At 74.3% G+C, this 26,157-nt stretch carries 24 protein-coding genes and 1 pseudogene; 3 read left to right on the top strand and 22 right to left on the bottom strand.

All coding sequences use genetic code 11. From position 1 onward, the window contains the following. Window positions 1–105 precede the first annotated feature (105 nt). The 4 genes from ACZLMO_RS04615 to ACZLMO_RS04600 all read right to left on the bottom strand — a co-directional run bounded on the left by ACZLMO_RS04615 (window position 106) and on the right by ACZLMO_RS04600 (window position 3,974). Window positions 106–1,029: a hypothetical protein gene (locus tag ACZLMO_RS04615; RefSeq protein ID WP_463653018.1), complete on the bottom strand. Its 924-nt coding sequence runs from the start codon at window positions 1,027–1,029 to the stop codon at window positions 106–108. Between the two features lie 135 nt (window positions 1,030–1,164). Then, window positions 1,165–1,695 carry an amino-acid N-acetyltransferase gene (locus tag ACZLMO_RS04610; protein WP_425713687.1) on the bottom strand — a complete coding sequence of 177 codons (531 nt, stop codon included), beginning with the start codon at window positions 1,693–1,695 and terminating at the stop codon, window positions 1,165–1,167. Between the two features lie 42 nt (window positions 1,696–1,737). Further along, the gene (locus ACZLMO_RS04605) at window positions 1,738–3,402 is read right to left on the bottom strand and encodes an alpha/beta hydrolase (protein ID WP_463653017.1); all 1,665 of its coding nucleotides are present in this window, start codon (window positions 3,400–3,402) and stop codon (window positions 1,738–1,740) included. Continuing rightward, window positions 3,396–3,974 (bottom strand): LppA family lipoprotein, encoded by a 579-nt coding sequence (locus ACZLMO_RS04600; RefSeq protein WP_463653016.1) that lies wholly within the window; start codon window positions 3,972–3,974, stop codon window positions 3,396–3,398. Before ACZLMO_RS04600 ends, ACZLMO_RS04605 begins: the two co-directional genes overlap by 7 nt. 198 nt (window positions 3,975–4,172) lie before the next feature. Between ACZLMO_RS04600 and ACZLMO_RS04595 the strand changes: the two genes are divergently transcribed. Then, window positions 4,173–5,033, top strand: a complete 861-nt coding sequence (locus ACZLMO_RS04595) for an SMP-30/gluconolactonase/LRE family protein (RefSeq protein WP_463653015.1) — start codon at window positions 4,173–4,175, stop codon at window positions 5,031–5,033. Window positions 5,034–5,040: 7 nt separating this feature from the next. Here the strand turns inward: ACZLMO_RS04595 and ACZLMO_RS04590 are convergent, their stop codons facing one another. Both ACZLMO_RS04590 and ACZLMO_RS04585 read right to left on the bottom strand, forming a co-directional pair. Next, window positions 5,041–5,325 carry a hypothetical protein gene (locus ACZLMO_RS04590; RefSeq protein ID WP_463653014.1) on the bottom strand — a complete coding sequence of 95 codons (285 nt, stop codon included), beginning with the start codon at window positions 5,323–5,325 and terminating at the stop codon, window positions 5,041–5,043. Between the two features lie 57 nt (window positions 5,326–5,382). After that, window positions 5,383–6,816: an HNH endonuclease gene (locus ACZLMO_RS04585; protein WP_463653013.1), complete on the bottom strand. Its 1,434-nt coding sequence runs from the start codon at window positions 6,814–6,816 to the stop codon at window positions 5,383–5,385. An 892-nt stretch (window positions 6,817–7,708) separates the two neighbouring features. On the opposite strand from ACZLMO_RS04585, the gene ACZLMO_RS04580 reads away from it, so the two are divergent. Then, window positions 7,709–8,512, top strand: coding sequence for an ATP-binding protein (locus tag ACZLMO_RS04580; protein WP_463653012.1), 804 nt, complete (start codon window positions 7,709–7,711; stop codon window positions 8,510–8,512). A 57-nt stretch (window positions 8,513–8,569) separates the two neighbouring features. On the opposite strand, the gene ACZLMO_RS04575 is transcribed toward ACZLMO_RS04580, so the two are convergent. The 16 genes from ACZLMO_RS04575 to ACZLMO_RS04500 form a co-directional block, all read right to left on the bottom strand. Then, window positions 8,570–9,541: an aldo/keto reductase gene (locus ACZLMO_RS04575; RefSeq protein ID WP_463653011.1), complete on the bottom strand. Its 972-nt coding sequence runs from the start codon at window positions 9,539–9,541 to the stop codon at window positions 8,570–8,572. Between the two features lie 9 nt (window positions 9,542–9,550). Further along, window positions 9,551–11,104, bottom strand: coding sequence for a lysine--tRNA ligase (lysS, locus tag ACZLMO_RS04570; RefSeq protein WP_463653010.1), 1,554 nt, complete (start codon window positions 11,102–11,104; stop codon window positions 9,551–9,553). 26 nt (window positions 11,105–11,130) lie between these two features. After that, window positions 11,131–11,592: an aspartate 1-decarboxylase gene (gene panD / locus ACZLMO_RS04565; RefSeq protein WP_463653114.1), complete on the bottom strand. Its 462-nt coding sequence runs from the start codon at window positions 11,590–11,592 to the stop codon at window positions 11,131–11,133. A gap of 29 nt (window positions 11,593–11,621) precedes the next feature. After that, window positions 11,622–12,506, bottom strand: coding sequence for a pantoate--beta-alanine ligase (gene panC, locus ACZLMO_RS04560; protein ID WP_463653009.1), 885 nt, complete (start codon window positions 12,504–12,506; stop codon window positions 11,622–11,624). A 44-nt stretch (window positions 12,507–12,550) separates the two neighbouring features. Next, window positions 12,551–13,438: a Rossmann-like and DUF2520 domain-containing protein gene (locus ACZLMO_RS04555; protein ID WP_463653008.1), complete on the bottom strand. Its 888-nt coding sequence runs from the start codon at window positions 13,436–13,438 to the stop codon at window positions 12,551–12,553. After that, a complete protein-coding gene (locus tag ACZLMO_RS04550; RefSeq protein WP_463653007.1) occupies window positions 13,435–15,288 on the bottom strand; it encodes a PH domain-containing protein in 1,854 nt (617 codons plus the stop codon). Before ACZLMO_RS04550 ends, ACZLMO_RS04555 begins: the two co-directional genes overlap by 4 nt. Continuing rightward, on the bottom strand, window positions 15,285–15,812 hold the full coding sequence (locus ACZLMO_RS04545) for a PH domain-containing protein (RefSeq protein ID WP_463653006.1): 528 nt from the start codon (window positions 15,810–15,812) through the stop codon (window positions 15,285–15,287). The genes ACZLMO_RS04550 and ACZLMO_RS04545 overlap by 4 nt, the downstream gene beginning before the upstream one ends. Window positions 15,813–15,965: 153 nt before the next feature. Then, on the bottom strand, window positions 15,966–16,436 hold the full coding sequence (locus ACZLMO_RS04540) for a DUF3180 family protein (RefSeq protein ID WP_463653005.1): 471 nt from the start codon (window positions 16,434–16,436) through the stop codon (window positions 15,966–15,968). After that, complete coding sequence (gene folB / locus ACZLMO_RS04535; protein WP_425713701.1) at window positions 16,433–17,362, bottom strand: dihydroneopterin aldolase; 930 nt, start codon at window positions 17,360–17,362, stop codon at window positions 16,433–16,435. The genes ACZLMO_RS04540 and folB overlap by 4 nt, the downstream gene beginning before the upstream one ends. Next, a complete protein-coding gene (gene folP, locus ACZLMO_RS04530) occupies window positions 17,359–18,246 on the bottom strand; it encodes a dihydropteroate synthase (RefSeq protein ID WP_463653004.1) in 888 nt (295 codons plus the stop codon). Before folP ends, folB begins: the two co-directional genes overlap by 4 nt. 5 nt (window positions 18,247–18,251) lie before the next feature. Further along, window positions 18,252–18,848: a GTP cyclohydrolase I FolE gene (folE, locus tag ACZLMO_RS04525; protein WP_425713703.1), complete on the bottom strand. Its 597-nt coding sequence runs from the start codon at window positions 18,846–18,848 to the stop codon at window positions 18,252–18,254. Beyond that, window positions 18,845–20,956 (bottom strand): ATP-dependent zinc metalloprotease FtsH, encoded by a 2,112-nt coding sequence (gene ftsH / locus ACZLMO_RS04520; protein ID WP_463653003.1) that lies wholly within the window; start codon window positions 20,954–20,956, stop codon window positions 18,845–18,847. The genes folE and ftsH overlap by 4 nt, the downstream gene beginning before the upstream one ends. Window positions 20,957–21,103: 147 nt before the next feature. Next, complete coding sequence (hpt, locus tag ACZLMO_RS04515) at window positions 21,104–21,658, bottom strand: hypoxanthine phosphoribosyltransferase (protein ID WP_463653002.1); 555 nt, start codon at window positions 21,656–21,658, stop codon at window positions 21,104–21,106. Then, complete coding sequence (tilS, locus tag ACZLMO_RS04510; RefSeq protein ID WP_463653001.1) at window positions 21,649–22,785, bottom strand: tRNA lysidine(34) synthetase TilS; 1,137 nt, start codon at window positions 22,783–22,785, stop codon at window positions 21,649–21,651. Before tilS ends, hpt begins: the two co-directional genes overlap by 10 nt. A 10-nt stretch (window positions 22,786–22,795) precedes the next feature. Then, window positions 22,796–23,836 (bottom strand): zinc-dependent metalloprotease, encoded by a 1,041-nt coding sequence (locus tag ACZLMO_RS04505; protein WP_463653000.1) that lies wholly within the window; start codon window positions 23,834–23,836, stop codon window positions 22,796–22,798. A 41-nt stretch (window positions 23,837–23,877) separates the two neighbouring features. Then, window positions 23,878–25,278, bottom strand: coding sequence for a D-alanyl-D-alanine carboxypeptidase/D-alanyl-D-alanine-endopeptidase (locus ACZLMO_RS04500; RefSeq protein WP_463652999.1), 1,401 nt, complete (start codon window positions 25,276–25,278; stop codon window positions 23,878–23,880). A gap of 163 nt (window positions 25,279–25,441) precedes the next feature. Here ACZLMO_RS04500 and ACZLMO_RS04495 point away from each other — a divergent pair. Next, window positions 25,442–25,936, top strand: a pseudogene (locus tag ACZLMO_RS04495) (inorganic diphosphatase); the annotation flags it as partial. Between the last annotated feature and the right edge of the window lie 221 nt (window positions 25,937–26,157).

The raw sequence follows: 26,157 nt of genomic DNA, 5'->3' as shown, positions 1-26,157 counted from the left end.
TTACCACACCCCCCCTCCCCAACCCCCCCCTCGCCGTAGCACCCTCCCCCCCCCCCCCCCCCCCCCCCGAGGTCGGACTGCTACCGGGTCACGGGTGCCGCCGGGTCACTGGAGCGACATCTCGCGGACGGACTCGAGGACCGCGTCGTCGACACCCTCGCTCTGGTACTCGAGGACGGCGACCTCCTCGGTCTCCTGGTTCTCCACGACCCAGTAGACGATCTCGGTCTGGCCGTCGCTCACCGAGATCTCGGTGGCGTTGAGGCCCTCGGCGACCGGCTGCAGCTGCTGGATGTCGACCTCGGTGTCCGGGTCGGCCGCGCTCGGGTCCCCGGTCTGGGGGATGAAGTCGACGCAGTCGCTGTAGCCGAGCGTCCCGGAGTCCGGCGCGTGGCAGTCGTTCAGGTGCAGCGCAGCACCGTCGTTGCCGGACCAGACGCCCTCCTCGAACTCGCTCCAGTCCTCGGGCAGCGGAACGGCGAGCCAGTCGGAGTGGATCGCGACGCCGGCCGCACCGGTCCCGGCCGGATCGCCCTCGGGGGCCCCGCCCTCAGGGGCCTCACCCTCCGGTGGTGCTCCGCCGTCGTCGGGCACCCCACCGTCGTCGGGCACCCCACCGTCGTCGGGCATCTCCCCTCCGTCGTCGGGCACCCCACCGTCGTCGGGCATCTCCCCTCCGGGGACGTTCCCGTCCTCGCCGGGCGCGACGCCGCCCTCGGAGCCACCGTCCCCGCCGGGCGCGACGCCGTCGGACGCACCTTCCTGGCCGGGCGCGACGCCGTCGGGCGCCCCCTCGTCGGAGGCCGAGTCCTCGTCGGGAGCCTCCGGCTCCTGCGAGTCCTCGACGGCGGGCGGTTCGACGGGGTCCGTCGCATCGTCGGAGCAGGCGGCGATCCCGCCGACGAGAAGCAGCGCGCTCGAGCCGAGCGCCAGTCGCTGGGTGACCTTCGCGTTGATGGTCGTCTCCTTCCTGCCCTTGTGGCCGCTGCGGCCACGAGGAACCGGAGTGTCGATGTCGTGCTCGGTCACCCACCACGCTAGAAATCACGCCGCGCGGGTCGCAGATCCGGACCGTGGGGACTTCTGTCCTGCCCTGACCTGGGCAAAGACTCCGACATGCAGAGAACCGCGTCGTCGTGGGGAACGGTGTGCCTCCCCCGGGTACTACAGCTCGAGCAGCATCCGGGTGTTGCCCAGGGTGTTCGGCTTGACACGGGCGAGGTCGAGGAACTCGGCGACACCGTCGTCGTGGGAGCGCATGAGCTCCTCCTGGACGTCGACGCCGACGGGCGTGCCCTCGATGACCTCGAAGCCGTGACGGCCGAAGAAGTCGACCTCGAAGGTGAGGCAGAACAGACGCTTGAGCCCGAGGGCGCGGGCGCGGTCGACGAGGGACCGGAGGAGCAGTCCGCCGATGCCGCGTCGGAGCCACGACTCGTCCACCGCGAGCGTGCGGATCTCCCCGATGTCGTCCCACATGACGTGCAGGGCGCCGCAGCCGACGATCGTGCCGTCGTCCGCCTCGGCCACGAGGAACTCCTGGACGGACTCGAAGTAGGTGACGAGGTCCTTCGTGATGAGCGTGTTCGTGGCGGCGTAGGGCTGGACGAGCCTGGCGATCGTGCGCACGTCCGTCACGAGCGCGGGCCGGACGGCGACCGCGCCACGGGGCTCCGTGCCTGGTCGCGACGTCATCGGAGAATCATGCCACCGCCTCGGCCGACGGTCCGGACGTGGCTACCAGGGCCACTCGACCGGGTCGGTCCAGAACTCGTGCGCGCGCTCGGAGACCACGTGCTCCTCGAGCCCGGCCACGACGAGCCCGGTGTTGTGCTGCGCCATCGACCCGTCGTCGAAGACGCTGGAGTGCCCGGTGGTGCCGTCGCGGTGCTCGCCGTACGCCGTCTGTCCCTCGTACGTGGACAGGTGGGTGAGGCCGTCGACGCCGGTGGGGTCGGGCCCGAACCGGCCGAGGTCGGCGATGAGGTCGTTGTCGTTCTCGAGGTAGTAGATCGCGTCGCCCGGCACGTCGAAGTCGTCGAGATCGCCGGTCGAGATGCCCGGGGAGGACATGAACACGGCGTTGTCGACCCCCGTGCCCTCCTGCTGGAGCGCGTACCCCTGGGTCGTCGACCCGTACGAGTGCCCGAGCGCCGTGAGGTTGGGGTCGACGGGACGCGAGGCGTTGATCCCGGTGTAGAAGCCCGCGAGGTCGTCGCCGCCTCGCTGCGCGGCGCCGGACAGCGCGACGGAGTTGCCGGACAGCGTCTCGTCCCACTGGGGTGCGTCGTAGCCGAGCCACGATACCGTCGCCACCGTCTGGTCGTGGTGGCCGTAACGGTCGAGCTCGGCCTCGGTGACCCCCTTGAGCGAGGACATCCGGCTGTCGTAGCTCGCCAGGCTGCCGTCGACGGTGGTGGTGAACCCCGGCGTGAGGACGGAGACGTGGTCCGCGGTGTCGACGTCGCCGTTCGCGACCGCCGCCTTGACCCGGTCGCCGGACTCGGTGTCGAGCAGGAGGAGGTAGCGGTCGTCCTGGGCGATCGTCTCCTCGACCTGGGTGATCGAGTCGAGCGCGGCCTGGGCGTCGTCGATCGCACCCTGGTCGCCCGAGGCCTCGGCGGCTGCCAGCGCCTCCTCGGCGTCGGTCTTCTCGCCGTCGAGCCGGTTGCGGTTGGCCTCGTCCCTGGCGGTGGACGGGATGCCGTCGCGGTTGCCGACGAGGTCCGGCTCGTCGTCGAGGATCTCCTGGCGCTGGGCCGGGGTGAGGGACTCCCACCAGTCCGCCTGGGCCTGCTCGTCGCCGTCGGGCGGCGGGGGCCAGGTGATCTGCCCGTCGGTGTCGCCGGCCGCGGCGGCCGCCGCGAGATCGGTGTGCCCCGAGTCGAGCTGGTCGCCGTGCGCGGAGTCGAGGACCGCGGCCAGCGTTGTGTCGGCGGATTCGGCAAGCAGGAGGACCTCGGTGACGGCCTGCGACACGACGTCGACGGCCTCCTGGCGCTCGCGCGTGTACGCGTCGCGGTCCTCGACCGTGTCGAACTGGGCCGGCGGCGTCCGGGTGTCGGTGACCGAGCCGTCGCTGCCCACCGTGACCTCGCGGCTGCTGGCGAGCGCGTCGATGTCGGCGACCTTGTCCTCGACGGTGCGCACGGAGTCCTCGGCCTCGTCGACGGCCGCCCGGACGAGGGAGACCTCGTAGACGATCGACTGCGCGGCGGTGCCGATCTGGGTGCGGCGGGTCCCGGCGGCGGTGGCGGCATCACCGGTCCAGCCGGCGGGGGTGACCATCGCGTCGAGCTCGTCCTCGATGCCCTGCAGCGTGTCGCGAGCGTTCCCGAGCGCGGTGACCTCGGCGGCGAGCGACGACGACGACCAGCTCCGCACGTCCGACCAGGTCACCATCGCGGGACCTCGTCGACGATGTCGGGGGCCGCATCCGGGAGGTCGGCGCCGGCGGGGCCGATGAGGGGCTCGGCCGAGGCCGAGCCGGCCGAGGCGGGGTCGGGCGCGCCGGGGCCGACGGCGCCGGACCCTGGCGCCGCGCCTGGTCCGCCCATGTGCGCCGGCAGGCCGGCGCCCGGTCGCACGGTCACGCGGAAGATCGTCGAGGCGGCGGTGCCGAAGGTGAGGATGCGGCCGTCCTCGGCGTAGAACCGAGCCTCGTGGTCCTCGAGCCTGTCGACGGCGAGCTCGGCCCCCGTGTACCCCACCCGGCGGGCGTGGGCCGCGACGATCGCGATCGCGCGGTCCCACTCGTCCTCGTCGAGGTGCCGGGCGACGCCGAACGTGTAGTGCCGGTCCACCGGGTCGCTCGCTCCCGGACCGGTGCGCGCCGTGCTCAGCTGCGGGCGGTTCTGGATCCAGGTGAGCCCGTCGAGCGCGGCATCGAGGTCGTCCTTGACGGCCTCGGCGAGGTCGGTGATCTCCCGGTCGGCGTCGGTCGGCTCGGGCGGTGAGCCGTCGGCATCGTCCATGCGCGCATCTCCTGGGCAGGTCCGTCGTCGTCGGCGTCCCGGAAGTGCCGACGGGACGAATCTTCCACGTCGCGCCCCGAGGGCCGAATCCATGACAACGATCGCGCGGGGAGAAGTCCCCATCGACGACGACGGGAGCACGTGGCAGGCCCGCTCCCGGGTGGCGCGCCGCGACGGGCCGTGGTCGACAATGGGCCCATGACACACGTGCACTCGGCACCCGAACAGGTCACCGACGCCGTCGCCTATCACGGTGAGGGGCCGGTCTGGTCCGCGAGCTGGGGCGGGCTCCGGTTCGTCGACATGCTCGCCGGGGACCTGCTGACCGTCCGGGACGACGGCGTGGTCGACCGCCTGCCGACCGGCTCCGCCGTCGCCGCCTTCGTCCGCCCGCGCGCCGACGGCGGCTACGTGGTCGGCACCGAGCGTGGGCTGGCCACGTCCGACGAGCCCGACGCCGAGCCCTCACCGTGGTTGACCCTCTGGCGCCACGAGGGACTGCGGATGAACGAGGGCGGCTGCGACGCCGCCGGCAACCTCTACGCGGGCAACATGGCGTACGACCGCAGCCCGGAGGTCGCGAGCCTCTACCGGATCACGCCCGGCGGGGACGTGACGACCGCCATCGAGCGGGTGACGACCTCCAACGGCTTCGACGTCTCCCCCGACGGCTCGCTCGCGTACTACAACGACACCTCGGCCGGAGGGACCGATGTCTTCGACGTCACCGACGCCGGGCTCCGCAACCGACGGCGCTTCGCGACCGTAGCGTCCGACGAGCGGCCCGACGGCCTGACCGTCGACTCGGCGGGGAACGTGTGGGTCGCGCTCAACCGCGTCGGGAAGGTGCGCCTGTACTCCCCCGAGGGGGCCGAGCTGGCGACGGTCGACCTGCCCGTCCGCCTCGTCACCGCATGCACGCTCGGCGGCGAGGACGGCCGCGACCTGTTCGTCACCACGTCCAGGGAGAAGCTCGACGACCCGGAGCCGGAGGCCGGCGCCGTCTTCCGCATCCGGGTCGAGGTACCGGGCCGGCCGGTGCGCACGTTCGGCGGCTGAGCCGGGGTCAGCCGAAGTCCTGCGCCGCCGCCTCGTCGGTGTCGCGGTAGGTGCGCGCCGCTGCCTCGAGCCCGGCCGCGTAGTCGTCCAGCCCCCCGGTGAGGGCATCCTTCTCCCCGGTCCAGCTCGTCCCCAGCTCTGGCGCCGACACCGCGGAGGTCGAACCGGGCATCGCCGTGGCGATCCCGTCGACCGCTGCCGGCAGGTCGACGTCGGCGATCTCGCCGGACGCGTCTCGGGCGTTGCTCGCCGCGGTCTCGAGCTGGCTGATCTCGGCCTCGAAGTCGCTCACGGGGAGATCGTGCCACGTGCCCCTGACCGGCCCGACATGGTCCCGCCAGGGACGGGCTCACCCCGACCACCCCCCGCGGTAAGGCAGGTCATACATGTCGGGCACCTCGAACTCCTCCAGGTCGTCCACGTAGGACAGGTCGTCGAGGTCGTCCAGGTAATCACGATCGTCCGGCTCCACCATCTCGGGTGGATCACCACCGGCCGCCGCGATCCAGCCGGGCGGATCGCCACTGGTTCCGACGCCTGGCAGCTGCGAAGGAGCCACGCCGTCCGAGATTCGGACCGGCTGCTCGAGCTCCGCAAGCGCCGCCCGGCTCTCGGCGTAACGCCGACGCATGGCGTCCGTCCGGCTCGCCCGGAACGTCTGGGCGAGGGCCGAGCCGCCACGGGTCGAGTACGTGTGCCCCGTCGGCGTCCTGACCACGAGGTCCTCGCCGTCGACGCTGTGGGACCACCCCTCGTTCTCCTTCGCGAGGTTGCACCGCTGGCACAGCCCCGACGCATTCGCGACGTCCGTCGTCCCGCCGGCCGCGTGCGGGCGCACGTGGTCGACCTGCCGGATCGGCGCGCCGCACCACAGGTTGCGGCATCGGTCGTCGCGCGCCAGCACGAGTGCCCGGAGTCGTTTGGAGAAGAGCCGCGAGCGGACGTCCATCTTCGTGATCCGCCCGGTCTCCGGCTCGACCCACAGGCGCCGCAGCTGGACGTCGCCCGCCTGGTCCGCGGTGAGGATGCCGCGCGCGACGGCCGCGTCGAGCGGACCCTCCCCCGGTATCCGTGCCGGCTCGTTGCCGCCCAGCAGCGTCTCGTCCGTCATCACGAGGGTGAGGTCGACACCTCCCGGGCGTCCGGGTCGCGTGCCGGTGATGCGTTCGACGAACAGATCCGCCGCCACCTGGTCTCGGGTACGCGCAACGGTGCCACCCTCGGTGACCTCGGTGTCGGCCGCCCGTAGCAGCGAGGCCTTGACCGCCACCGCGTCGGTGAGCGTGAGGAGCGCCGTCACGTAGGCCATGCCGCCCGGCGCAGGTCGGACGGAGACGCGGCGTTCGCGCCTGTGCCGCTCGAGCCGCTCCACGGCCGACGCCTGGTCCAGCTGCCGGGCATGGTGACGCGCGCGTGCAGCCGCCTGTGCGTCGCTCAGTCGCGGCAGGTCGGTCGCGACGGCCTCGTCGACGACCCGGCGGTCCTCGGCGTCGAGCATCGCCGTCTCGCGCGCGACGAGCGTGGCCCGCCACTCCGACACGTCGCCCTGCTCCAGAAGGGTCATGGTGCGGGGCAGCTCGCGAAGGAGCGCCTTGGCGAACCCGAGATGCTGCGAGCCCTTCGTCGGCGAGTCCCGCCGGGCGAGCGCCACCTCCTCCGCGACGCCCTTGCCGCGCTCATGCGCAGGCACGCCCCGCGCGGCCTCGGCCGCCCGCCGCCGCTCGTCGAGTCGTACCGCTGCACGCGCCTGGACGGCTGCGAGCGCCGACTTGACCGACTCCACCCGTGTGATGAGGTCGATCTCCCCCGGCTCATCGGCAGCCTCGACGCCGGACAGCTCGACGAGGAGCGCACCGAGCGCGTCGTCCCCGAGCAGCGCGTCGGTCCACGTCCCGCCGGCCCGCGACGCGGAGCCGGCCTGGCCAGGGGGCCGAGTGGCAAGGGCCGATGCAAAAGCGGGCGCGGTCGTACGGGTAGCCGTGGCAGGTACGGCGGGAACGGCAGGGATACTCGCGGACCCGGGAGCGTCGGCGGGCCGAGGCGCCGCGTCTTGCCCGGTCGTGGCGGTGACGTCAGGCGCAGAGGCGGACTCCGTTGTGGTTGCGGGGCGAACCGCGGAGTCCGACCCGGCCGTGGAGGTGCCGCAACGCCCCGACGCGAGAGCGGTCGTGGTCGTGGCTCCAGAAGCAGTGAGGGGCGATCGAGAGACCGCGCGCGAGCCAACAACGTGGGTCTCGGTACTCGTGTCGGTCATCTCGCCACCTCCTCGTCGAGCCAGTTTCTCGAACCTGTGTTCGAACTGATCCAAGCCTACCGCAACGAACTGACACCACACGAGATCAACCGAAATAAGTGGACAAGACGTCACGAAGGCGTCCTGTGGATAGATCGGGACCGGGGCAAACGGTGGGGCGAATCGCCGACGCGCCGCCAGGCCAGGCGCAGAGGCAGGGTTGGAGGCACTGGCAGGAGTAGGGGCAGAGGCACAGTCACAGTCACAGGCACAGGCACAGGCACAAGCGGCGGCACCGGCGCACCCAACGGGCATGGCACACGCGAGGATCGGGGCGGGTCCCGCGCGACAGTCACGGCCGGGCGACGTACCGGCGTGCCGGCACGCCTCGCCTACCCTTGTCCGGTGCGGGCACCGGCCCGCCGACGGACCGGAGGTGGCGATGGACGACGACGCCCGCACCACCCGCCACACGCCCGGGGAGGGCGCGACGGATCACCCCTCGCGCATCCCGACGCCGGACCCGAGGACCCCGGACCCGACGACGCCGCCCCCCACGACCCCAGACCCGCCCCCGACACCCCCAGCCCGACCGGCGCAGGAACCGCTGTTCGACATCCCCGAGGCGGCGCGGACCCCGCTCGCACGGGTCGTGCTCGTGACAGGGCCGTCAGGCTCCGGCAAGACGCGCCTCACGCGCCGGCTCGGCCTGCCCACCGTCGCCCTCGACGACTTCTACCTCGACGGCGACCACCCCGGCCTGCCCCGTCGCCACGGCATGGTCGACTGGGACTCCCCCGCCAGCTGGGACGGCGCCGCGGCCGTGGCGGCACTCGTCGAGCTCGTGACGACGGGGTCGGTGGAGGTCCCGGTCTACGACATCCCGTCGAACGCGCGCGTGAGCTCGAGGACGATCGAGCTCGGCACGGCCCGCGCCGTCGTCGCGGAAGGGATCTTCGCCGCCGAGATCATCGACGCCTGCCGGACGGAGGGGATCCTCGCCGACGCCCTGTGCCTCACCCGCCCCCGACTGCAGACCTTCGTGTTCCGCCTGGCCAGAGACCTGGACGAGGGCAGAAAGCCGCCGCTCAACCTCGTGCGCCGCGGCCTCGCGCTCACGCTCGCCGAGCCCGCGATGTACCGCGACCTCGTCGCCAAGGGAGCCCGTCGAACAACCGTCGACGACGCCGAACGGACGATCCTCCGGGTGGCCGCCGGGCTGCCGCCGGAGCCCGTCGAGGACTGACGCCACCGACCCTGCGGGGTGCGCGAGGCAGGGAGCGTGCGGCGCGGGTGGGGACGATCAGAACGGCGCGACCTTCGGGACCGCCGGGAACAGCTCGTCGAGCTCGGCCTCGTCCTCCTCGGTCGGCACCCAGGCGATGGCCTCGGCGTTCTGCCGGATCTGCTCCGGCGTCGTCGCGCCGGCGATGACCGAGGCCACCGGGCCGCGCGAGGCCAGCCACGAGAAGGCCACCTGCAGCTCGGTGAGGTCGCGCGCACGGGCGAACTCGCCGAACTTCCGCAGCGTCGCGAGGGTGTTCTCGTCGTCGAGCAGGTGCTGACGCGTGAGGGTGAGCCGGGAACCCGCCGGGGCCACCCCCTCGGAGTACTTGCCCGTGAGCAGGCCGTTGGCCAGCGGGAAGAAGGGCAGCACGCCGAGGCCGAAGTGCTCGGCGGCGGGGATGACCTCCTGCTCGGCGCGACGGTCGAGCAGGTTGTAGTGGTTCTGCGCGGACACGAACTGCACCCCGCCGAGCGACTCGGCCACGTGGGCGGCGTCGGCGATCTGCCAGCCGGCCAGGTTCGAGTGCCCCACGTAGAGGACCTTGCCCTCGCGCACGAGGTCGTCGAGGGCGGAGATCGTCTCGTCGATCGGGGTGTCGGCGTCGGGCGTGTGGTACTGGTACAGGTCGATCCGGTCGGTCTGCAGACGCCGGAGCGAGTGCTCGACCGACCGCTTGACGTGCCGCCGCGAGCCGCGCGCACCGAAGTCGGGCCCTTCGTCGTCGTGGGCCTTCATCCCGAACTTCGTCGCCACCACGACGTCGTCGCGGCGCCCCTTGAGCGCCTCCCCGAGCAGCGTCTCGGACGTGGCCGGCCCGTAGGAGTTCGCGGTGTCGAAGAACGTGATTCCGGCGTCGAGCGCCGCGTGGACCAGGGCGGACGCGCCGTCCTGGTGCTCGGTCACGGTCCCGCGGCGGCCGAGGTTGTTGCACCCCAGACCCACGCGGGAGACGGACAGTCCGGAGGCGCCGAGGCGTGCGTGGTCCATGGATCCAGACTAGATCCGCTTGACCAGCGGGAACGTGATCGTCTCGCGGATACCCGCGCCGGTCATGGCGGCGAGCAGGCGGTCGATCCCCATGCCCATCCCGCCGGCGGGCGGCATCCCGGCCTCCATCGCCTGGAGGAAGTCCTCGTCGAGGACCATCGCCTCCGGGTCGCCGGCGGCGGCGACGAGCGCCTGCGCCTCGAAGCGCTCTCGCTGGACGACCGGGTCCACGAGCTCGGAGTACGCCGTCGCGAGCTCCATGCCCCGCACGTACAGGTCCCACTTCTCGACCGTGCCCGACTTCGAGCGGTGCGCCCGCGTGAGCGGCGAGGTGTCGACCGGGAAGTCGCGCACGAACGTCGGCGCCCACAGGTGGTCCCCCACGCGCGCCTCCCAGATCTCCTCGACGATCTTGCCCGGCGTGTGGTGCGGCGCGAGCGGGATCTCGAGCCGATCCGCGAGCGAGCGCAGGTCCTCCTCCGACGTCTCGGGGGTGATCTCCTCCCCGAGGGACTCGGCGAGCGACTCGTAGAGGCCCAGCTGTGCCCACTCGCCCCCGAGGTCGTACTCCGTGCCGTCGGCGAGCGTGACGAGCGTGGTCCCCAGCGCGTCCTGCGCGGCGGTCTGCACGAGCGTCCGGGTGAGCTCGGCCATCGTGTCGTAGGAGCCGTACGCCTCGTAGGCCTCGAGCATCGTGAACTCCGGGGAGTGCGTGGAGTCCGCGCCCTCGTTGCGGAAGTTCCGGTTGATCTCGAAGACCTTGTCGATCCCGCCGACCACGGCCCGCTTGAGGTACAGCTCCGGCGCGATGCGGAGGAACAGCTCGGTGTCGTACGCGTTCATGTGCGTGACGAACGGCCGGGCCGCCGCGCCGCCGTGCAGGTTCTGCAGCATCGGCGTCTCGATCTCGAGGAAGTCGCGCGCGTCGAACGTGCGGCGCAGCGAGCGGGTCACGGCGGAGCGCAGCCGCACCATGTCCCGCGCCCCGGAACGCATGACGAGGTCGAGGTGTCGATGCCGGACACGCCCCTCCTCCGAGAGCGAGGACTCGGCGCCGTCGGCCGTCTCGTAGGTCTTCGGCAGGGGCCGCAGGGCCTTGGCGGCAATCCGCCAGGCGGGGGCGGGCTCGCCGGCGACCTGCCCGGGGCGGGCGAAGATGCTCAGCTCGCCGCGGCGCGAGGCGCCCACGTGCCCGTGGACGTAGAGGTGGTCACCGAGGTCGACGTCGGACTTGAACGCCGCGAGGGACTCCTCCCCGACCGCGGCGAGCGACAGCATGACCTGGATGCGCGTCCCGTCGCCTGCCTGCAGGGTGGCGAAGCACAGCTTGCCGGTGTTGCGCAGGTACATCACGCGGCCCGCGACGCCGACGAGCACGTCGTCCAGCTCGGTGCCGGCCTCGAGGTCGCCGTGCGCGGCACGGACCTCGGCGATCGTCGTCGTGATCGGCAGGATGACCGGGTACGGGTCGGTCCCGGCGGCCAGGAGCCGCGCGCGCTTCTCGGCGCGGACGCGGACCTGCTCGGGGGTGTCGTCGTCGGGGGTCTCGGGAGTCTCGGTCACCGGGCCAGGGTAGTCCGAGAGCCCGCTCAGCCCTTCGGCAGCGTGTGCCGGGCCTTCGCCGCGCGGTAGGACGCGAACGTCTCGCCGGAGGACTCCATCTCGGGCGCGCTCCCGCGGTCCGTGTCCGGCACCTGCCCCGGCTCGTGCGAGCACTCGACGATCCGGTTGTCCTCGTCGACGAACACGACGGACGGCTCGTAGGAGCGCGCGTCCTCGTCGGAGAGGTGGCCGTAGGCGATGACGATGACGAGGTCGCCGGCCTGGATGTGGTGGGCGGCCGCGCCGTTGATCGTCAGCACGCCGCTGCCCCGCTCGCCGGGGATGACGTAGGTGGTCAGGCGCGCGCCGTTGGTGATGTCGACGACGTCGACCTGGTGGCCGGGCGGGAGGTTCGCGGCGTCGAGCAGGTCGGCGTCGACGGTGAGCGAGCCGACGTAGTGCAGGTCGGCACCCGTGATCGTGGCCCGGTGGATCTTGCCGATCATCATCGGGCGCATGAGCGAGGCGGGCGTACGGGTCACGAGGTGACCTTTCTGGGTGCGAGTTGGACGGTGAGGTTGTCGATGAGGCGGGTCGCGCCCACGCGGGCGGCGACGGCGAGGAGGGCCTCGCCGGTGTGGTCGGGGTCGACGTCGAGGAACGTGGCCGGGTCGACGAGGACGAGGTAGTCGGGCACGACGCCGTCGCTCGCCTCGAGCGCGCCGCTCGCCGCGGCGAGGACCTCGGCCGGGGAGGCGCCGGCCGCCGCGCGATGCTCGCCGGCAGTCAGCGCCCTGACCAGGGCCGTCGCGCGTTCCCGCTCGGTCGCGGACAGGTGGGCGTTGCGCGAGGACATCGCGAGGCCGTCGTCCTCGCGGCGGATCGGTGCGCCGACGATCTCTGTACCGAGGCTCAGGTCGTCGACGAGCGTGCGGACGAGCGCGAGCTGCTGGGCGTCCTTCTGGCCGAAGACCGCGACGTCCGGGCGGACCGTGGCGAGGACCTTGGTGACGACCTGGAGGACGCCCGCGAAGTGGCCGGGCCGGGTCGCGCCCTCGAGGACCGCCGCGACGGGCCCCGGGTCGATCCGCACGAGCGGCTCGCGGGGATACATCTCGGCGTCGTCGGGGGCGAGGACGTAGGCGAGGCGGCCGCCGAGGCCGGCCCCGGCGAGCAGGTCGAGGTCCGCGTCGAGGTCGCGCGGGTAGCGCTCGAGGTCGTCCGGGTCGTCGAACTGGAGCGGGTTGACGTACACGGACACGACGACGTGCTCGGCCCGCCCGGCGGCCTCCCGCACGAGCGAGAGATGGCCGTCGTGGAGGGCGCCCATCGTCATCACGAGCGCCACGCGGCCGGTGAGGGCGTCGCGGGCCGTGCGCGCGCCGAGGAGCGTGCGCACGACGATCGGGCGGAGCCTGTCCATCCCTCAAGGGTACGCGGGGGGCCGTGCGGTGGATCGGGGCAGGGTCAGGGCAGTGCGTCGAGGACCGCCGCCGCGGCGTCCGGGTCGAGGCGCCCGGTGCGGACGGCGCGGGCGGCCGTCGCGCGCGCGAGGTGCGCGTAGGTGGCGAGGAGATCGGCCTGCGACGGCTGGTCGAGCTCGCCCAGCGCGGCGGTGTGCGCGCGGACGGTCGCGGCGTCGCCGCGCGCCACGGGGCCGGTCAGCGCGCTCTCCCCGCTGGCAAGCGCGTTGCCGAGGGCCGCCTCGAGGAGCGGCCGCAGGTAGTCGCCGGGCTCGGACACGCCGGCCTCCTCGAGCATCCGCGTGGCCTGGCCGACGAGGGTGACGAGGTGGTTCGCGCCGTGGGCGAGCCCCGCGTGGTAGAGCGCGCGGTCCGCGGCCGCGACGACGACGGGCTCGCCACCGAGGTCGATCGCCACCGCCTGGGCGAGCGGGAGGAGCGCCGGCGCCGCGGTGACGGCCGTCGGGCAGCCCGGCAGCCGGCGCAGGTCGAGCGAGGTGCCCGTGAAGGTCATCGCCGGGTGCACGGCGAGGGTGAGCGCGCCGCGCGCGGCGGCGGGCTCGAGGACGTCCGTCCCGTGCCGCCCGCACACGTGGACGACCACCTGTCCCGGCCGGATCGCGCCGGAGTCGGCGAGCTCGGCGACGAGCCCGGGCAGGACGTCGTCCGGGACCGCGAGGAGGAGCAGCTGGGCCTCGGCGGCGACGTCGACGGCCGGAAGGACCGGCACGTCCGGCAGGAGGACCGCGGCCCGCTCGCGGCTCGCCTCGCTCCGCGCCGTGACGCCGACGAGCCGGTGGCCGGCGACGCCCATCGCCGCGCCGAGCACGGAGCCGGCGCGGCCGGCGGAGACGATGCCGACGTCGAGGCGGCCGGGGCGGCTGTCACTCATGCCGTCGGCCCCTCGACGTGCGTCGCGTCGTGGTTGGCCGACCAGCTGCCGCCGTCCGGGCCGCGCGGGTGGGTGGGGCTCGGGTGGGTGGGGCTCGCAGGGCCGCCGGGAGGTACTGGGCCGCCGGCCGGCGCCGGGGCACCGGTCGGCACAGGTCCGCCGCTGGGCGGCGGCGCACCGGGCGTGGCGGCGTCGTCGTCGTCGGGGGCGGGTGCCTTGACGTCCGGGAGCACGGCGACGCGGCGCGCCCACTCCTCGGGGCCCTCGCGGTGGCGGGCCTCGCGCGCGCGTTCGGCCTGGTGCTGCAGGAGGGCGAGCGCGTCCTGCTCGTCGAGGTGCTGGACGGCGGGCTGACCGGGACCGGCCACCGTGTGCATGTGGAGGTTCGCGAGCCGGAGCCGGCGCTCCCACGGGCCCTGGGTGATCCCGACGGACTGCGTGCGCCCGTGCGGGACGACCTCGAGCTTCCGGCCGAGCCAGCCGGTGCGCAGGAGGATCGCCTCGCGCGTGACGAGCACGGCCTGCCGGCGCCATGCCTTGGGGTCGAGCCAGCGCGCGCGCCGGGGCGAGGTGAGGAAGCCCGCGGCGTCGCCGGAGCCGTCGAGGCCGGCGTCGAGGACGGCGGGGAGGTCGTCGACCCCGAGGTCGGGCACGACGAGCCACATCGCCGTCAGGGCCTCGGACCGCGTCCCGACCGGCATGAGCGTGCTCGACGAGCTGGCGAAGCTGCCCTCGGCCACGCCGTACCCGGCGATGTAGCCCTCGACGCGCCACCAGCCGCGCCACCGCCACAGCCAGGGCTGGCTAAGGCGGACGGCCTGCACCCGGCGGGGCGGGATGGTCTGCGAGGTGGTCTCGAGCAGGCCGCGGCGGACGCGGATGCCGTCGGGCGAGGTCGCGCTGGTGAAGCTGAACGCCCCCGAGAACCGGCTCCACACGAAGCCCACGGAGCTGATGACGCCCGGGACGAACGCGGCGAGCACGCCGAACGGGGCGCGCAGCGCGAGGACGACGATCGCCGCGACCAGCATGAGCGCGATGGAGATGAAGCCCGGCGAGAGCAGGGTGGACGCGACGAGACGCCCGTTGTCGATCTCGAACACGACACGCTCGGGCGCCTCGCGGTAGCCCGTGCGGGCGGCGCGCAAGGAGCGGGGGTCGTCGGGGTCGGCGCCGGCTTCGGCCGACGCTCCGGCTGCTCCCGAGGCTCCCGCGGCTCCGTCGTGGTCGCCGCCGGCACCACCCGCACCGGCCGCCTCGCGAACGGCCTGCTCGGCGTCCGTCCCGCCCGCGGCGGCCTCGGCGGCGATGCGCACCTCGTCGAGGTCGACCCCGGCGGCGCGGGCGAGGATCTCCGCCCGCAGCGCGTTCGCGTCCGCGAGCCGGAGGAACGCGATCGTCACGTTGGAGTCCGCCGCGCCCGCGGTCTCGACCTTGACCCGGGCGAGGCCGAACATGCGGCCGAGCAGCGGCTGCTGGAGGTCGACCGCCTGGACCCGCGCGAGCGGGGCGCGGCGCTGCTGCCGGAAGAGGATGCCCGAGTTGAGCTCGACCCCGTCGGTGTCGACCCGGTAGCGCATCCGCCGCCAGGACAGCGACGAGTAGATGCCGACCACGACGATGACGACCGCGATCCCGACGCCCAGCCACAGCAGCACAGTGCTCAGGTGGTCGACGACCCAGTCCCAGCCGCCGGTGCCGGCGAGCTCCTGGCCGACCTGGAAGACGAGGACGGCGAGGATCGCCGCGAGGACCTGCCACACGAGCAGGACGGGCGTGACGGGGTGCACCCGCCGCCAGCCGTCCCCGGCCTCGACGGGGAGGTCGTCCTGCCGGCTCTCCCCACTCACAGGCCGGCCAGCCGTGCCTCGCCGCGCGAGGTGAGCGACTCACGCAGGCGCGCCGCCTCGTCGGCGGGCAGGCCCGGGATCTTCGCGTCGGTCTGCGCGGACGCCGTGCTCAGCTTGACCGACGCGATGCCGAAGCGCCGGTCGAGCGGACCGGCCTCGACATCGATCTGCTGCATGCGGCCGTAGGGCACCACCACGAGCGAGCGCCAGAGGAGGCCCTTGCGGAACAGCAGGTCCTCGTCCATCTCGCAGTAGCCCATCGCGCGGACCTGCCGGGGCACGAGCAGCACGATCCACAGCAGCAGGGCCGCGACGATCCCGGTCCCGAGCCACCAGCCCCAGCCACCGACCCAGATCCCGAGGACCACGCCGACGACGGCGAGCGGGCCCAGCCAGAGACACGTCGAGATGATCCGGACCGTTGCCAGGCTCTGGTCGACGGGCCGGAACGGGACGCCGGGCGGCGCGAACGGGGAGGGGCGCTCGGCAGCCGGTGCGTCCGGTTGCTCCCACTGCTGCGACATGCCGTCTCCGATCACGCTGGGCGTCCGGGAGCGTCCGCCCCCGCGCGAATCATGCCAAACGAGGCGTCGTCAGCAGATCCACCGACCGGCGGACGGTGGGCGCGCTCCTCCACCCCGCGGTGGACCCGTCCGGATCCGCTGCGCCGACCGGCCTCACGCCGGTTCCGGCCCCGAGGCGGCCGATCGGACCTCGGTCTCGTCCTCGGGCGGGATCGAGCACCAGTGCTCGACCACGAGCCCGACGACGACGAGCACGACGGCGGCCGCCCCGTTCGCGACCGACTCGGCGAGGTGGGCGGCGGCGAACGCGGCGTGCCAGCTGCCGGCCGCGACGAGCGCCTGCGCCGCGAACCACCCGGTCACCAGCGAGCCGCCCCAGGCCGACGCCTGCGCGAGGGCCGCGACGCGCGCGGCGCCGAGCGGCGTCATGCTCGTCCGCTCCCCCTCGACGAGCCGCCTGACCGCGCGCCCGCCGAGCCACAGGCCCAGCGCGAGCCCGAGCAGGACGACCGCGGTCAGCCACGAGACCTCGACGTACACCTCGGCGATCCCGAGCAGCAACCAGGACGCCGCGCCGGCGATGATCGCGGCGCCCACGAGCCAGGCGATCGACGTGCGCCTCATCGCCAGACCTCGGTCACCGAGCGGACCCCGTCGGCGTCCGCTGCCCGCGCGGCGAGGTCGGCCACGCGCCCCGCGCCCGGGAGCTCGGCGGCCGGGTCCGCGAGCGACCACGGCAGCAGGACGAAGGCTCGCTCGGCGGCCCGCGGGTGGGGCAGCGTGAGGGCCGGGTCGTCCGAGGTGACGCCCCGGTAGGCGACGACGTCGACGTCGAGGGTGCGCGCCGCCCACCGCTCCGTCCGCACGCGGCCGGCCCGTTCCTCGCACCGCCTGGCGATCTCGAGGACGCCCGCCGGCGCGAGCGTGGTGGTCCCCACGAGGACCGCGTTGACGTAGTCGGGCTGCGGCGCCTGCCCCGGCGCGAGGGCGGCCGCGGTGGCCACGAGCGGCGAGACCGCGTCGATGTGCAGCCCGTCGGCGTGCGCGAGGGCGTCGACCGCGCGGCGCAGCTGGTCCGCGGGTGCGGCGAGGTCACCGGCCTGGTTGGAGCCGAGCGCGAGGACGACCGGCGTCGGCCCCACGGGGGCGGCGCGCAGCACGGGGTCCGCGACGTCGTCGTGCGCCGTGCGCTCCCGGCGGATCGTCAGGGTGACATCGTCGACCTCGACCCCGACCGGCGCCTCGGGCTTGTGGACGGTGACCTCGACGGCGCCGGCCCCCAGGTCGAGGACGGCGCCCGCGATCCGCTCGGCGAGGGTCTCGAGGAGGTCGACCGGCTCGCCCGCGAGGATCGCCCGGGCGGTGCGCGCGACCTCGCCGTAGGAGAGCGTGTCCGCGACGTCGTCGGTCGCCGCCGCGCGCTCCGTCGCGAGCTCGAAGACGACGTCGACGCCGAAGGGCTGGCCGTCGCGCCGCTCGTGGTCGTACACGCCGTGGTGGGCGTGGGTCCGCAGGCCCGTCACGGCGATCCGGGCGGGGCCGCTGCTCACCGCCCGTCACCGCCCGCGAACGGGGCGAGCGCGGCGGCCACGGCCACGGCGTCGGCGGATGGCCGGACGTCGTGGACCCGCACCGCCCACACGCCTCGGGCGGCGAGCAGCGCGGTCGTGGCGGCGGTGGCGGCGTCGCGGTCGACCGGGGTCCCGGTGCGGTCCGGGCCGTCCGCGACGGCGGCGGCGAGGAACCGCTTGCGGCTCGTCCCCACGAGGAGCGGGTGGCCGAGCGCGGCGAGTGCCTCGAGGCGCTCGAGCACCTCCCAGGACTGGGTGCCCTCCTTGGCGAACCCGAGGCCCGGGTCGAGGACGATCCGGTCCGCCGCGATCCCGGCCGCGAGCGCCGCGTCCCGGCGCTCGGCGACCTCGACGACGACGTCGGGCACGAGGTCGTCGTAGTCGGCGAGAGCGGTCATCGTGCCCGCCTCGCCCCGGCGGTGCTGGAGGACGACGACGGCGCCGGCCCGCGCGGCCACCTGCAGGATCTCCGGGTCGTGGACCCCGGCGGAGACGTCGTTGACGATGCGGGCGCCGGCCTCGAGCGCGGCGGCCGCCGTCGCGGCGTGCAGGGTGTCGATGCTGACGACCACGCCGCGTTCCGCGAGCGCGCGGACCACGGGCTCGACCCGGCGGATCTCCTCGGCGGGGTCGACGGGCGTGGCGCCGGGCCGGGTGGACTCGCCCCCGACGTCGACGAGGTCGGCGCCGCGCGCCACCATGTCGAGCCCGTGCGCCAGGGCGGCACCCGGGTCGACGTACGCGCCGCCGTCGGAGAAGGAGTCCGGGGTGACGTTGAGGACGCCCATGACCAGCGTGCGGCCGGTGGGCACGGACGCGGGCAGGCCGGCGGGGGCGCCGCGGAACAGGTCGCCGGTGCGCACGGCGGCTACGAGCGCGAGCGCAGGAGGCTCATCGCCTCCGCGCGGGTGGCGGGGTTGCGCATCATGCCGCGCACGGCCGAGGTGACGGTGCGGGTACCCGTGGCCCGGGCCCCGCGCATCGACATGCACATGTGCTCGGCCTCGACCACGACCAGGGCGCCGCGGGCGCCGAGCCGGTCGACGAGCGCGTCGGCGACCTGGCTCGTGAGGTTCTCCTGGACCTGCGGGCGCCGGGCGTAGCCCTCGACCATCCGCGCCACCTTCGACAGGCCCGTGACACGGCCGTCCTCGCCCGGGATGTAGCCGACGTGCGCCTTGCCGTGGAACGGCAGCAGGTGGTGCTCGCACATCGAGTACAGCGGGATGTCGGCGACGATCACCATCTCCTGGTGGCCGAGGTCGAACACGGAGTCGAGGTGGTCGGCAGGGTCCTCCGCGAGCCCGGCGAACAGCTCGCCGAACGAGCGGGCCACGCGCTCCGGGGTCTCCCGCAGGCCCTCGCGGTCCGGGTCCTCCCCGACGGCGACGAGCAGCGCGCGCACGGCCGCGGCTGCGGCCGCGAGGTCGACCGGCTGGGCGGGCAGCGCGTCGTGCTCCGTCACGGCCGCCCCTCGGTGGCGGGACCGTCCGTGGCGCCGCCGTCGGGCGTGGCCTCCCCCGACCCGAAGTCGGGCGAGGTGGGCGGCGGCTGCGTGCCGAACATGTCGCTCGTGTCCTCCGGACGCGGGCGGAACTCGCTCGCGGGGCGCGGGTCGGCCGCACGGCGGGACTGCTCCTCGCGGGTGAGCACGGGGCGGCGGCCGAGGTCCGGGCGGTTGTGCGAGGCGTACCAGAGCTCGCGCGGCTCGCGCTTGACCACCCGGGAGAAGATGCGGCGCAGGTCGGCCTCGTTGAGGGTCTCGCGGTCCATCAGCTCGATCACGAGCTCGTCGAGGACGTCGCGGTACTCGGTGAGGATCTCCCACGCCTCCTGGTGCGCGTCCATCATCAGCGTGCGCACCTCCTCGTCGACCACGCGCGCGACGTCGTCGGAGTAGTCCTTCGACCCGCCCATGTCGCGGCCGAGGAACGGCTCGCTGCTGCTCTCGCTCAGCTTGACCGGGCCGACGCGCGCGGACATGCCGAGCTCGGTGACCATCTGCTTGGCGGTCGTCGTCGCCTTCTCGATGTCGTTGCCGGCACCCGTGGTCGGCTCGTGGAAGACGACCTCCTCGGCCACCCGGCCACCGAGCGCGTAGACGAGCTGGTCGACCAGCTGGTTGCGCGAGCTCGAGTACCGGTCCTCGGTGGGCATGACCATCGTGTAGCCGAGGGCCTGGCCGCGCGGCAGGATCGTCACCTTCGTCACCGGGTCGGTGTATCGCAGGGCCGCGGCGGTCAGCGCGTGCCCGCCCTCGTGGTAGGCCGTGACCTTCTTGTCCTTGTCGTTCATCACGCGGGTGCGGCGCTGCGGGCCGGCGATGACGCGGTCGATCGCCTCGTCGAGCGCGCGGTTGTCGATGAGCTGCGCGCCGGAGCGGGCCGTGAGAAGCGCGGCCTCGTTGAGGACGTTGGCGAGGTCCGCGCCGGAGAAGCCGGGCGTGCGGCGGGCCACACCCTCGAGGTCGACGTCCGGGGTCATCGGCTTGCCGCGCGCGTGGACGCGGAGGATCTGGTGGCGCCCCGGCAGATCGGGGGCGGTCACCGAGATCTGGCGGTCGAACCGGCCCGGGCGCAGGAGCGCGGGGTCGAGGACGTCGGGACGGTTGGTCGCGGCGATGAGGATGACGTTCGTCGTCGAGTCGAACCCGTCCATCTCGACGAGGAGCTGATTGAGCGTCTGCTCGCGCTCGTCGTGCCCGCCGCCCATGCCGGCGCCGCGCTGGCGGCCCACCGCGTCGATCTCGTCGACGAAGATGATCGCCGGGGTGTTCTGCTTGGCCTGCTCGAACAGGTTGCGCACGCGGGAGGCGCCGACGCCGACGAACATCTCGACGAACTCCGAGCCGGAGATCGAGTAGAACGAGCCGCCCGCCTCGCCCGCGACGGCGCGCGCGAGGAGCGTCTTGCCGGTGCCCGGGGGGCCGTAGAGCAGGACACCCTTGGGGATCTTCGCGCCGACGGCCTGGAACTTGCTCGGTTCCTGGAGGAACTCGCGGATCTCCTGGAGCTCCTCGACCGCCTCGTCCACGCCCGCGACGTCGGAGAACGTGACGTCCGGGGTCTCCTTGCTCACCTTCTTCGCCGTGGACTTCCCGAAGCCCATGACGCCGCCGCCCTGCGAGCGGGACATCAGCCACCAGAAGAGCCCGAGGATGAGGATCATCGGGAGCATGAGGCCGAGCAGGGAGAGGAACGCGTTGCCCTGCGGGACCTCGACGTCGTAGCCCCTCACCGGGTCCGCGTCCTCAAGCAGGTCGGTGATCGCGCCGCTCTGGGCGTCCGCGTACGTGAACTCGACGCTCGTGCCGTAGTTCTCGTTGTTGTCCGAGCCCTCGTCGCCGTTCGGCGCCACGAGGTCCTCGGTGAGCGTGAGCTCGACCCGCTGGGTGGTGTCGTTGACGCGGGCCTGCTCGACCGTGTCGCCGCGCAGGACCTCCATGCCCTGCGAGGTGTCGATCGGCGAGACCCGACCGCCGCTGAAGAAGGGCACGAGGACGACGACGACCAGCAGGGCCCCGATCACCCACGGCCAGGGACTCCGCGCGATCTTCTTCCAGGTTGTCTTCATGCCAGCCTCAGCCGCTCCGTCCGGTCGGCGCCCGCCCCGGGCGACCCGACGACGATAACCGAGCGCGACACGCCGAGGGTCCGGGGGCCGGGCCCGCTCCGCGCACGGCGAACGGGGTGGCGGACGGGAGCGACCCGGCCGGCGTGGTCAGCGGGAGTAGACGTGCTCCGCGAGCCGGCCGACGAACGGGAGGTTGCGGTAGCGCTCCGCGTAGTCCAGGCCGTACCCGACGACGAACGCCGAGGGGATGTCGAACCCGACGTAGCGCACGTCGACGGCGACCTTCGCGGCGTCCGGCTTGCGCAGGAGCGTGGCGATCTCGACGGAGGCGGCGCCGCGCGAGCGCAGGTTGCCCTGCAGCCAGGACAGGGTGAGCCCGGAGTCGATGATGTCCTCGACGATGAGCACGTCCCGGCCGGTGAGGTCGGAGTCGAGGTCCTTGAGGATGCGCACGACCCCGGAGGACTTCGTGCCCGAGCCGTAGGACGACACCGCCATCCAGTCCATCTCGAGCGGCGTGTGCAGCTCGCGCGAGAGGTCGGCCATCACCATGACGGCGCCGCGCAGGACGCCGACGAGCAGCAGGTTCCGGCCGGCGTAGTCGCGGTCGATCTCGGCCGCCATCTCGGTCAGCCGCGCGTCGATCTCGTCCTTGGAGACGATGACCTCGGCCAGGTCCTCGCCCATGTCCGCTACGTCCACGTCGCTCCTTCGTCTCCTTGGTCCGTCCTCCGGGAGAGCATCAGCCTGCCACAGCTGCGGCGGGCGAGAACTCCCCCGGGCAGCGCGGCCGGTCCCTGCCCCGTATACCTCGTCACGAGGGCGTCGAGCGCCTCGATGTGCGCGGCCTTGACGTCGCCCGGTCGCCAGCCCGCCCGCTCGCCGGCCGCGCGCAGGGCGCGGGTGCGCACGGCCGGGTGGGCGGCGGCGAGGACGGCGGTGTCGAGGGTCATCACCGGGTCCGACGACGACGCCGGTCCGTCGTCGTCGGTCGCCCTCGTCGCGGCGCGCGACCGCCGCGCGTCGTCGAGCAGGGCGTCCGCGAGCAGCGCGTCGGCCCGCTCGGTCAGCGCGTCGTCGTCGCGCCGGGCCTGGAAGGCCGTGCGGGCGAGCGCCGGGACGGGGTCGGCGCCGAGGGCGTCGGCGAGCGCCGGCAGGGCGCGGTCGCGGACGGCGGCGCGGCGCAGGGCGGTGCCGTCGGCGGCGCGCCAGGGGCCGTCGGCGGCGTTCGTCGGGTCGATGACGGGCGTGAGGCCGAGCTCGTCGCACACCGCGAGCGTCTGGGCGCGGCGGATCGTGAGGAACGGGCGGCGCACCCCAGGTTCCACCGCCCGCATCCCGGCGAGCGAGCGGGCGCCCGAGCCGCGGGCGAGGCCGAGCAGGACGGTCTCGGCCTGGTCGTCCATCGTGTGGCCGGTGAGGATGACGGCCGTGTCCTCGGGCGCAGCGGCGCCTCCGGGTGCGGCGGCCCGCGCCCGCAGCGCCGCCCAGCGCGCGTCCCGGGCGCGGGCCTCCGGCCCGCCCGTGCCCGACCCCGCGTCGACGGAGGTCGCCGACGCGGCGAGACCCACGGCGCGGAGCCGGGCGACGACGTCGGAGGCCTCGCCCGCCGACCCCGCGCGCAGGCCGTGGTCGACGACGAGCGCCTCCGCGACCCAGCCGGCCTCCGGCACGAGGTGCGCGACCGTGACCGCGAGCGCGAGCGAGTCGGGGCCGCCCGAGCACGCGACGAGCACGCGCGTCCCCGGCGGCAGGTCGGCGAGCGCGGTGCGCAGGGCCCGGCGCGCCGCGAGCGTGGCGGGGCCGGAGACCCGCGGGTGCCGGGTCATGCGTGGTGGGTCATGCGTGGACGCGGGACACCCAGGCGGCCGGCTCGAGGATCTCGGTCGGGGTCGGCAGCAGGTCCGGCGCCGCCCACACGGCGTTGAGGCCGTCGTGGCCGACCCGCTCGACGACCTGCCGGACGAACGCGGCGCCGTTGCGGTACTGGGCCGTCTTCGCGCGCATCCCGAGCAGGGTGCGCAGGAGGACGTCGAGGGGGCCCGTGCCGTCCCGGCGCTTGTCGAACTGGCGCCGGATGCGGCGCACGCTCGGCAGGACGGCCGGGCCGACGGCGTCCATCACGACGTCGGCGTGCCCCTCGAGCAGGCTCATCACCGCGACGACCCGCTGGAGCGACTCGCGCTCGGCCGGCGTGAGCAGGGCGTCGACGAGCGGGCCCGCGATCTCGAGGCCGGCCGGCGTCTGCTCGTCCCGGTCGCGCAGGGCGGCGACGACGGCGGCGAGCATGCCGCCGACGTCCCGGTCCTGGTCCTCGGCGAGCGCCGGGCCGATCGTGCCGCGGATCATCCCCGTCAGGTGCTCGGCGAGCCAGGGGGCGGCGGCGAACTGCACGGCGTGCGTCTGCTCGTGCAGCGCCACCCAGCGGCGGAAGTCGCGGGCGTCGAGGTCGAGCTCGCGCTCGAGGCGCAGCACGTTGGGCGCGACGAGCAGCAGGTGCGGGGCGCCGGGACCGAAGGGGTCGAACTGGCCGAGCACCTTGGTCGAGAGGTAGGCGAGCAGCGCGCCGGCCTCCTCGCCGGCGAGGCGCGCGCCGAGGCGTCCGACCGGGGGCAGGAGGCCCGTCGAGACGTGCCCGAGCAGGTCGGCGTTGGCGCGCGCCCAGCCCGGCCGGTCGACCACGCTCACGCGCTGTCCGGCGACCCGGTGCGCGGCGTCGTGCAGCCCGGTGAGCCGGCCCACGTGCTGCGGCGCCGAGGCCGCGGCCTCGCGCAGGCCCGCCACCAGGGCGGTCAGCTCCTCGGGCGTGCCGCGCGGGCCCGGGGGCGCGAGGCGGGCCGCGCGCCGGGCGGCGAGCCGGAGGTCGACGGGATCGGTCACGCCTCCCACGGTAGTCGCGGGGCGGGGCCGGGGCGGTGGTCCTAGGCGCAGCCGCAGGCCGCGAGCTCGGAGACGAAGGTGTCCATCGACTCCCGCGCGGCCCACGCCCCGCCCTCGTCGAACGAGTGCATGACCACGGAGAACGTGAGGAGTCGCTCGTCGGCGGTGAGCACGGTGCCCGTGAGCGAGACCGAGCGCGCGAGCGTGCCCGTCTTGGCCTGGACGCGGCCGGCGTTCTCGCCGACGAGCCGCTCGGAGAGGGTGCCGTCGAGCCCGGAGGTCGGGAGCGCGGGGACGAGGCCGGCCAGGGTCGTGGCCGACGGGTCGAGCGCGAGGTCGACGAGCTCGGTCAGGACGGTGACGGTGGTCGAGTCGGTGATGGAGAGGCCCGCACCGTCGATCATCACGGTGCCGGCGGTGTCGATGCCGAGCGCGCCGACGGCGTCGACGACCGCGGTCCCGCCGGAGGTCGCGTCGCCGGGCAGGCCGCTCGCGAGCGCGACCATGCGGGCGAGCACGTCGGCGATCGCGTTGTCCGAGTCGGCGAGCATGGTCCGCACGATCTGCTCGACGGGCGCGGACTCGGTGGTGGCGATCGCGCTCGCGCCGTCGGGGGCGGTGGCCCGTCCCTCGACCGTGGCCGTCACGCCGCGCTCCTCGAGGGCGGCGGCGAGGGCCTCCGTCGCGCCCATGGCGGGGTCCGCGGTGTAGGCGCCGTCGACCGCGCCGGTGTTCACGGCCACCGTGGTCGCGGGCATCGTGAAGCTGCGGTCCCACCCGGTGACGTCGTCGGCGTAGGGCTCGCCGGTGAACTGGGAGTCGTCGACGGCGAGGCGGACCTCCGTGGTGCCCGAGGACTCGAGCTCGGCGGCGACCTGGTCGGCGAGGTCGGCGATGCCGGCGTGGCCGCGGGTCGCGCTCGGGTCGCCCTCGCCCTCGCCGAGCAGGACGTCGCCGCCGCCGACGAGGACGAGCAGCCCGTCCCCGGCGGAGACCACCGTGGTGGGGAACCGCGTCTGCGGGCCGAGCACGCTGAGCGCCGCCGCGCCGGTGAGGATCTTCGCCGACGAGGCCGTCTGCAGGGCGCTCGTCGGGTCGCGCTCGGCGAGGACCTCGCCGGTCGCGGAGTCGACGACGCGGACGGCCACGTCGCCGGGCCGGGCCGGGTCCGCGACGAGCGACTCGACGGCGGACGCCACCGCGTCCGGAGTCGCCGCGGGCGCGGCCGGGTCGAGCAGGTCGACGGGGGCCGCGGCCGGGCGGGCACCCGGCAGGGCGACGGCGGGGTACGGCGCGGCCTCGGCGGGGGCGGGCTCGTCCGTCAGCACGCCGGGGACCGCGTCCTGCACGTCGAGGAGGACGTAGAGCGCGACGAGGACGACGGCGAGGCTGCCGGCCACCCAGGCGACGGTGCTGCGGGCCGTGGAGCCGATTCGTGCCATGCCGTCCGTCCGTCGTCGTGCCCTGGTGTTCGTGCCGTCCCGGCCCGTCGGCGCGCAGGTGGCGCCGCGTACGCCACACTAGGTGCTGACCGGGTCCTCCGAGCGGGGACCAGCCGTAGATCCTCGCCGCGCGCGCGGCCCGACACCCGAGGAAGTGCTTGCTGTGGAGTTCGACGTCACCATCGAGATCCCCAAGGGGAACCGCAACAAGTACGAGGTGGACCACGAGACCGGGCGGATCCGCCTGGACCGCCTGCTCTTCACCTCGACCCGATACCCGGACGACTACGGGTTCATCGAGGGCACCCTCGGCGAGGACGGCGACCCGCTCGACGTCCTCGTCCTCCTCGAGGAGCCGACGTTCCCGGGCTGCCTCATCCGCGCCCGCGCGCTGGGCATGTTCCGCATGCGCGACGAGGCCGGCGGCGACGACAAGGTGATCGCGGTGCCCGCCGGCGACCAGCGCGCGTCCTGGCGCACGGAGATCGAGGACGTCTCGGAGTTCCACCGCCTCGAGATCCAGCACTTCTTCGAGGTCTACAAGGACCTCGAGCCCGGCAAGTCGGTCGAGGGCGCGCACTGGGTGGGCCGCGAGGAGACCGAGGAGGAGATCCGCCGGTCCTACCAGCGCGCGATCGACACCGGCTACTACGAGCACGGCGGCGGCGGCCACCAGCGCGTCGGCGGCTCCGGCAGCCAGCCGGGCCCCGACGGCGAGCCGGACCTCGACGGCGACCGCGGCCACGCGAGCCCGCTCGGCCCCGGCGACGCCCGCCGGATCCCGGTCGAGCCGCAGGCCTGAGCGCGTCCAGCACCTGAGACGACGCCGTCGCGCCCTCTCGGGTGCGACGGCGTCGTCGTAGGTTCGGGGAAGTTCAC

This window comes from Georgenia sp. G2120, from assembly GCF_055326485.1.
The sequence above is the reverse complement of the archived record's forward strand: the minus strand, read 5'-3'. Positions and strand labels throughout refer to the sequence as shown.

Bases quoted from the DNA above. Each gene is read 5' to 3' on its own strand.
- ACZLMO_RS04610 (WP_425713687.1), bottom strand. From the start codon at position 1,695: ATGACGTCGCGACCAGGCACGGAGCCCCGTGGCGCGGTCGCCGTCCGG.
- ACZLMO_RS04605 (WP_463653017.1), bottom strand. From the start codon at position 3,402: ATGGTGACCTGGTCGGACGTGCGGAGCTGGTCGTCGTCGTCGCTCGCC.
- ACZLMO_RS04600 (WP_463653016.1), bottom strand. From the start codon at position 3,974: ATGGACGATGCCGACGGCTCACCGCCCGAGCCGACCGACGCCGACCGG.
- ACZLMO_RS04595 (WP_463653015.1), top strand. From the start codon at position 4,173: ATGACACACGTGCACTCGGCACCCGAACAGGTCACCGACGCCGTCGCC.
- ACZLMO_RS04580 (WP_463653012.1), top strand. From the start codon at position 7,709: ATGGACGACGACGCCCGCACCACCCGCCACACGCCCGGGGAGGGCGCG.
- ACZLMO_RS04575 (WP_463653011.1), bottom strand. From the start codon at position 9,541: ATGGACCACGCACGCCTCGGCGCCTCCGGACTGTCCGTCTCCCGCGTG.
- panD (WP_463653114.1), bottom strand. From the start codon at position 11,592: ATGATGATCGGCAAGATCCACCGGGCCACGATCACGGGTGCCGACCTG.
- panC (WP_463653009.1), bottom strand. From the start codon at position 12,506: ATGGACAGGCTCCGCCCGATCGTCGTGCGCACGCTCCTCGGCGCGCGC.
- ACZLMO_RS04555 (WP_463653008.1), bottom strand. From the start codon at position 13,438: ATGAGTGACAGCCGCCCCGGCCGCCTCGACGTCGGCATCGTCTCCGCC.
- ACZLMO_RS04545 (WP_463653006.1), bottom strand. From the start codon at position 15,812: ATGTCGCAGCAGTGGGAGCAACCGGACGCACCGGCTGCCGAGCGCCCC.
- ACZLMO_RS04540 (WP_463653005.1), bottom strand. From the start codon at position 16,436: ATGAGGCGCACGTCGATCGCCTGGCTCGTGGGCGCCGCGATCATCGCC.
- ftsH (WP_463653003.1), bottom strand. From the start codon at position 20,956: ATGAAGACAACCTGGAAGAAGATCGCGCGGAGTCCCTGGCCGTGGGTG.
- tilS (WP_463653001.1), bottom strand. From the start codon at position 22,785: ATGACCCGGCACCCGCGGGTCTCCGGCCCCGCCACGCTCGCGGCGCGC.
- ACZLMO_RS04500 (WP_463652999.1), bottom strand. From the start codon at position 25,278: ATGGCACGAATCGGCTCCACGGCCCGCAGCACCGTCGCCTGGGTGGCC.